We start from the raw sequence: 5,887 nt of genomic DNA, 5'->3' as shown, positions 1-5,887 counted from the left end.
TCGGCGTCTCTGATTGGGAGGTACGTAGAAACAACGGAAGACGACAAGCGTCAAAAGCACGTACAGCGCATCAAGTCGGCGGTGAATAATCTGACGGAAATCCTCAACGATTTTCTATCTATCGGCAAGCTTGAAGCTGGCCATATGCGGAGCATCCCGGTGCAGGTGGAACTGCCCGCTTGCTGTCAGGAGTTGATGGATGAAATAAAGGGCGTTTGTCGGGAAGGACAGCTCATTCATTACCAGCACGAAGGCCTGGCAGAAGTTTGGCTGGACGAGCATTTGGTACGCAATGTGCTAATCAACCTGCTTTCCAACGCCATCAAATACTCCGAGCCCCACACCGAAATCCGGCTTAGCACTCGTGCGGACAGCGAAAGTGTTTATTTCGAGATTCAGGATCAGGGCATCGGCATTCCTGAAAGTGATCAGCCGCATGTCTTCGATCGATTTTTTCGCGCTCACAACGCCGGAACCGCCCAGGGAACGGGTTTGGGGTTGAATATTGTCAAAAATTACATCGACCTAATGCGGGGCGACATCTCATTTGAAAGCAGCCCCGCCATTGGATCCACCTTCCGCGTCCGCCTGCCCAATGAGACGCCCGACGCATCCTGAACCTCCCACTATGGACACAAAAAAAATCCTGCTGATCGAAGACAATCCCGAAATGCGGGAGAATACGGCCGAAATTCTGGAATTGTCTAATTATGAGGTCGTGACCGCCAGTAATGGCAAGGAAGGCGTCCGGCTGGCCCAGCAAGAACTCCCGGATCTCATCATCTGCGACATCATGATGCCGGAACTCGATGGTTACGGGGTGCTGCACATGTTGGGCAAAGCCGACCAAACCGCTAATATCCCCTTCATATTCTTGACCGCCAAGGCCGAGCGGAGCGACCAGCGCAAAGGCATGAGCATGGGCGCGGACGACTACCTGACCAAACCTTATGACGACGTCGAGCTGCTGAGCGCGGTGGAGGTGCGGCTGCAAAAAAGTGAGCGGTTGCGGGCCGGATTTAATCGTAGCGTCGAAGGTTTGGATGCTTTTCTTAACGAAAGTGGACTCAGAGACGGCCGAGATGGCCGTACCACAGATGCTTTGCACCAATTGACCGAGGAAAAAAGGATCAAATCTTTCCGAAAAAAGGAAACCGTCTATACCGAAGGCAGCTTCCCGACGGGCATTTTCTTTTTGATCGAAGGAAAAATCAAAGCCTACCGCGCCAACGAGTCCGGCAAGGAGTTTATAACCGATTTGTACAAAGAGGGCGATTTCTTCGGCTACGTCGATTTGTTGCAAGACAATCCCTACCAGGATACCGCCGTGGCCCTGGGAGAATCGGAAGTCGCCCTTATTCCCAAAGAAGATTTTTTTGAGCTTCTGCAAGGCAACCGGGAGGTGTCGTCGCGCTTTATCAAAATGCTTTCCAACGAAATAAAGGAGCGCGAGGAGCGGCTGCTGCAACTGGCCTACAACTCCGTCCGCAAGCGCGTGGCCGAGGCGATCGTCATGCTGGCCCAGCGCTATCAGGCCGACAAAGCCCGCCCTTTCTCGATGGCCATCACCCGCGAAGACATCGCCTCGATTGTCGGGACAGCTACCGAGACCGTCATCCGCACACTTTCGGATTTCAAACAGGAAAAATTGGTGGAGATGAAGGGTAGTTTGATTACGATTCTGAATTACGAGAAGCTGGTAAGGATGCGGAATTGAGGGAATGTTCACATTCTTTCTGAGAGATGAACTACCGGGGTAACGATCATTATCATCGTCTTCCTTGTAAAGTTCCATCCTAGATCCTAGTAACCATGTTCAGAAAGTCGTTCCTACTTCCTCTTTTTTCTGTTTTATACTGCGCATCACTCCCAACGACAGGACTCAGTCAAGAGACAAAAGGTGGTGGTTTGCACTGGGACAACCCCATCACGGCGGATTATATCAAGAAAAACCTGCCGAAGAAATCCCCTAAACTCATCCTGACGCCGGCGCTTGAAAAAACCATCCGGCAAAAGCTAAAAGACGATCCCTACGTCAGGGACTATTACCAGTATCTGGTAAAAGAGGCGGGAGAAATCCTGTCCAAACCCGTCGTGGAACGAGAGCTGGAAGGTTTTCGATTGCTTTTTGTGTCGCGGGAAATGCTGCGAAGGATGAGTACGCTGTGCATGGTGTATCGGATCGGAAAAGACCCGAAGATTTTAGAAAAAATCGACCAAGAATTGCGGGCGGTCATCGCTTTCCAAGACTGGAACCCCGATCATTTTCTCGACGTGTCCGAGATGTCGTTTGCCGTAGCGTTGGCCACAGATTGGGTAGGCCAGGATTTGCCCAAAACTACCCTTACTGCCGCCAAGAAGGCTATAATTGAAAAGGGAATTATGCCCAGCTACAGCGACAAAAATCTGCGCATGGGCTGGGTAGAAGGCAACAATAACTGGAACTCGGTCTGTCACGGTGGCTTGGTAGCGGCTTCTCTCGCCATCGCCGATATCGACCCCGAGTTGGCCGCCAAGACCATCTCGCGCGCCTTGGAAAAAATGCCTAATTCCGTGCGGGAATACGGCCCGGACGGGGTCTATCCCGAGGGCCCGAGCTACTGGTGGTACGGCACGAGTTACGCCGTGATTGCTTCGAGCGTGCTGACCAGCGCATTGGGAACCGACTTTGGCATTTCAAAAAGCCCCGGATTTCTGGAAAGCGGCAAATTCCGATTGATTGCCACCGCGCCATCGGGCACTTTCTTCAACTACTCCGACGCCAGCGACACCCGCGATGGACAAGGCTCGGTGCTGCTCTCCTGGTTCGCGGCCCAAACGGGCGACCCGCTACTATTCGAGGAAGATTTCTTTGCCCATCCCGAAAAAGCTGGGCCACAGGCGGGCCTCGGGCTCCCCTACCTAACCTTGTACCGCAGCCGAGTCGGTGGTCTCTCGAAAAGTGAACTACCCTCGTCGTGGCACGGAAAAGGCATCAACCCTATTGCCGTTTTTCGGGGCACGGCGGGCGATCCCGGCCATTTTTACCTGGCTACCAAAGGCGGGAGGGCTCAGTTGAGCCACGGGAATATGGACGCGGGTAGCTTTATTTTTGAACTCAACGGTGTACGCTGGGTGCTCGATCCAGGTAATCAACGATACTACCTACTCAATAAAATCGGCTTCAATCTGTCGGGCTACTGTCAGGATTGCGAGCGATGGACGCTCCTGACCAAAGGCAACCAGGGCCACAGCACTATTGTGGTCAACGACGAGCGCTTCGATGTGGCTGGCACGGCCAACATCGTTGACTTCAAAACGGGAACTCAGCCCGAGGTCACCTATGATATGTCGAAGCCCCTCGCCGGGCAAGTGAAGTCGCTGAAACGTCGATTCGTTAAAGAAAGCGACCATTCGGTGCTGGTCGAAGACACTTTCGAAACCAGCGAGACCACCAAGTACCTGACGTGGGCCCTCATGACGACCGCCGAGGTCATCCCCACAGAAAACGGGGCCATCTTGAAGCAGGACGGACAAGAACTCAAGCTTTCGATTCTGGCCCCAGCCAAACTAAACGTGTCGATCGTTTCGCTCGATCCGCCTCCGCTGGAAATCGACAAAACGATTCCGAATCTCAAGCGCGTGGAAGTCCGCGTCCCGGCTTATCTGGCAAAAGGCAGCCAGGGGAAAATTCAAGTCCGGCTGTCGGATCGGTAAAGTACCACTCTGGCACGGAATTAGAATTACCTTCGCCGCATGAAGAAACTCCTTGCCTGGCTGCACGTCCATAAGTACGAAGTACTGCTCATAGCCCTGATTCAGCACCTTTTCATCGGAGTGTTTCTGGAAGATGTTGATTTCTACGCTAAGGTCATCTGGCCCATCAACATTCTTGTCGTGGGTCTGGCCAGCGTAGGGATTTTCGTCAAGAAAGGTCGGTGGAAAAAGATCGTACGCAACCTGCTCTTCATTTTAGTACTGGGCTTTCCCATCGCGCTACCGATATTCGGTCGGCTCCCTTACTTTATGCTGAGCCTGAATATCGCCTACGTCATTTTCTTTTCTTTCATTTTTAGGGAAATCATCGACTTCCTGATCCGTCCCGGCTATATCAATAAAGACCTCATTTCGGCCTCAGCCTGTGGGTACTTCCTGTTATTAGAAATAAGCGTCTTCCTCATGCAGGTGTTTCTCTACGAGGATTTCAGTTCCATCGAAGGCATCGATGATTCCAGCAAAGCCGCCGTGTTCATGGATTTGGTATATTTCAACAGCGTGACCTTTACCAGTATCGGCTTTGGTGATATTGTCCCCAAAGCCCATTACGTCAAACTGATCACGGCTTTCATCGGGATCGTCGGGCAATTTTATTCCGTAGTGCTGGTCGGTATTCTCATCAGTAAATTCTCGGCCAAGACCACCTTTGTCGATGAACACAAGGAATCTATACCTCCCCCGGATTCTAAATAAACCGTCAGCTCTATGCAAGAAATTGCCGAAGTCGTCACCAAGCACCTCAGCGCGTTCATCGAAATCCTGGCTGCTGTAGTTATCGGCGTCGCCCTCTTGCAGTTTCTGTACAGCTATGTACTGAACTTTGCCAAAACCGATTCCGGAAAAACCATTCAGGATCTGCGCATTCGCTTCGGAAGCTCACTTACTGTGTCTCTTGAACTACTACTCGGGGCTGATATCCTGGCGACGGCCATCGCGCCCAGCTGGGACGAGATCGGCAAGCTCGCTGCCATTGCCACGCTGCGGACGGCGCTCAACTACTTTCTGGAAAGGGAACTGAAAAACTCAGGTGCGAACGACCTGATCGATCCGGCCAAGAGCCGCCCGGACATTATTTCTACCACCCGAAGAGAAAAATCCTAGGCCAATTTTTCCTTCATTTCATTGATCATCCGCGTGAGCAGGGCGATTTCCTTACGCAACTCCGCCACATCCTGCGCTCCCGCCACGGGGGCGTCTTTCTCCTCTGCGTCGCGGCCAATGAAAAAGGTGGCCAGCGTAGCCGTCACGTAGCCAAAAATCGCAAACCCAAAGAGCGTGATCAGGAACGCCAGCCCACGGCCCTCGGGCGTAGTGGGCGAATACTCGCTGCCCGCCGTGGTCACACGCATGGCCGTCCACCACAGGGCCATGCCGTAGCTGTCGAAGCCGGGGGCGGGTTTTTCAATTGCAAACATCCCCGCCGCGCCCGTGAAAGTCACAACCAACGACAGCAGTACGACGTAACCGAAGGCCCGACGCTTCATGGTCGCGCCCAGGCTCTTCATGCTGCGGTTGAGCGACGAGACGATCCTGACCAGCCGCAGTCCACGCAAGCTGCGCAGCACCCGTAGAAAACGAAAAATGCGGAACACCCGCAGGGCGGGAATAATGAGCGAGATAGCCGTCAGCCAGTTTTTCTTGACGTAGTTCAGCTTCGCGGGCGCCAGGATAAACTTAACGATGAAGTCGATGATGAACAGAATCCAGATGCCAATGCTGATGTAGTCCAGCGTCTTGGACAATCCCCAGATCAGATCCACGATCAACAGCACCAGCCACACGAAGCCCAGGAAAATCATCGGCCCGTCCAGCAGTCGGTCGATGGAGTAGAGTAATCGGTTTCGTTCGCGTTGGAGTTCCTTCTTCATTTCATCTTTTTTCAATGACCCGTCCGAAGGTATTGAAAAAATAAAAAAGCTCACTTAATGCGCTGCACACTTTATCAAAATCAGTGATTTACCGGTTAGAAATCAGCTTGAAGTCTCAATATTCGTAAACAAGCCGTTTACTCCTTCCGTCGAGCGTCACCTCGATTTCAATCCGTGAGCCACCGATTGGGGTTTGCCCAATCAACCGGGCCTCGATCTGAGGCTGGCTCCCTAGGTACGGTGCCACTACCGTCAGATACCTG

Annotated in this window: 6 protein-coding genes; 5 read left to right on the top strand and 1 reads right to left on the bottom strand. The window is 52.7% G+C overall.

What is annotated here, in order from left to right:
* From ACEW8P_RS10430 to ACEW8P_RS10410, 5 genes are all read left to right on the top strand, one after another.
* Nucleotides 1–618: sensor histidine kinase (locus tag ACEW8P_RS10430; protein WP_373513023.1), on the top strand; the 618-nt coding region annotated here is incomplete at its 5' end.
* Nucleotides 619–628: 10 nt separating this feature from the next.
* Entirely contained in the window at nt 629–1,717 is a 1,089-nt protein-coding gene (locus ACEW8P_RS10425; protein WP_373513022.1) for a response regulator, read from the top strand.
* 191 nt (nt 1,718–1,908) lie between these two features.
* Nucleotides 1,909–3,696 (top strand): heparinase II/III family protein, encoded by a 1,788-nt coding sequence (locus tag ACEW8P_RS10420; RefSeq protein WP_373513021.1) that lies wholly within the window; start codon nt 1,909–1,911, stop codon nt 3,694–3,696.
* A 39-nt stretch (nt 3,697–3,735) separates the two neighbouring features.
* Nucleotides 3,736–4,449: an ion channel gene (locus tag ACEW8P_RS10415; protein WP_373513020.1), complete on the top strand. Its 714-nt coding sequence runs from the start codon at nt 3,736–3,738 to the stop codon at nt 4,447–4,449.
* 12 nt (nt 4,450–4,461) lie between these two features.
* A complete protein-coding gene (locus ACEW8P_RS10410; protein ID WP_373513019.1) occupies nt 4,462–4,857 on the top strand; it encodes a DUF1622 domain-containing protein in 396 nt (131 codons plus the stop codon).
* On the opposite strand, the gene ACEW8P_RS10405 is transcribed toward ACEW8P_RS10410, so the two are convergent.
* Nucleotides 4,854–5,624, bottom strand: coding sequence for an ion transporter (locus tag ACEW8P_RS10405; protein ID WP_373513018.1), 771 nt, complete (start codon nt 5,622–5,624; stop codon nt 4,854–4,856). The two genes, ACEW8P_RS10410 and ACEW8P_RS10405, sit on opposite strands and share 4 nt — an antisense overlap.
* Nucleotides 5,625–5,887: the final 263 nt, after the last annotated feature.

The organism is Persicitalea sp., assembly GCF_041751555.1.
In the GTDB taxonomy this organism is placed as follows: Bacteria; Bacteroidota; Bacteroidia; order Cytophagales; family Spirosomataceae; genus Persicitalea.
Note: the sequence above shows the minus strand (reverse complement) of the source record. Positions and strands in the feature narration are given on the sequence as shown.

Coding starts and splice junctions, on each gene's coding strand:
- ACEW8P_RS10405 (WP_373513018.1), bottom strand. CDS start 5,624: ATGAAGAAGGAACTCCAACGCGAACGAAACCGATTACTCTACTCCATC.
- ACEW8P_RS10425 (WP_373513022.1), top strand. CDS start 629: ATGGACACAAAAAAAATCCTGCTGATCGAAGACAATCCCGAAATGCGG.
- ACEW8P_RS10415 (WP_373513020.1), top strand. CDS start 3,736: ATGAAGAAACTCCTTGCCTGGCTGCACGTCCATAAGTACGAAGTACTG.
- ACEW8P_RS10410 (WP_373513019.1), top strand. CDS start 4,462: ATGCAAGAAATTGCCGAAGTCGTCACCAAGCACCTCAGCGCGTTCATC.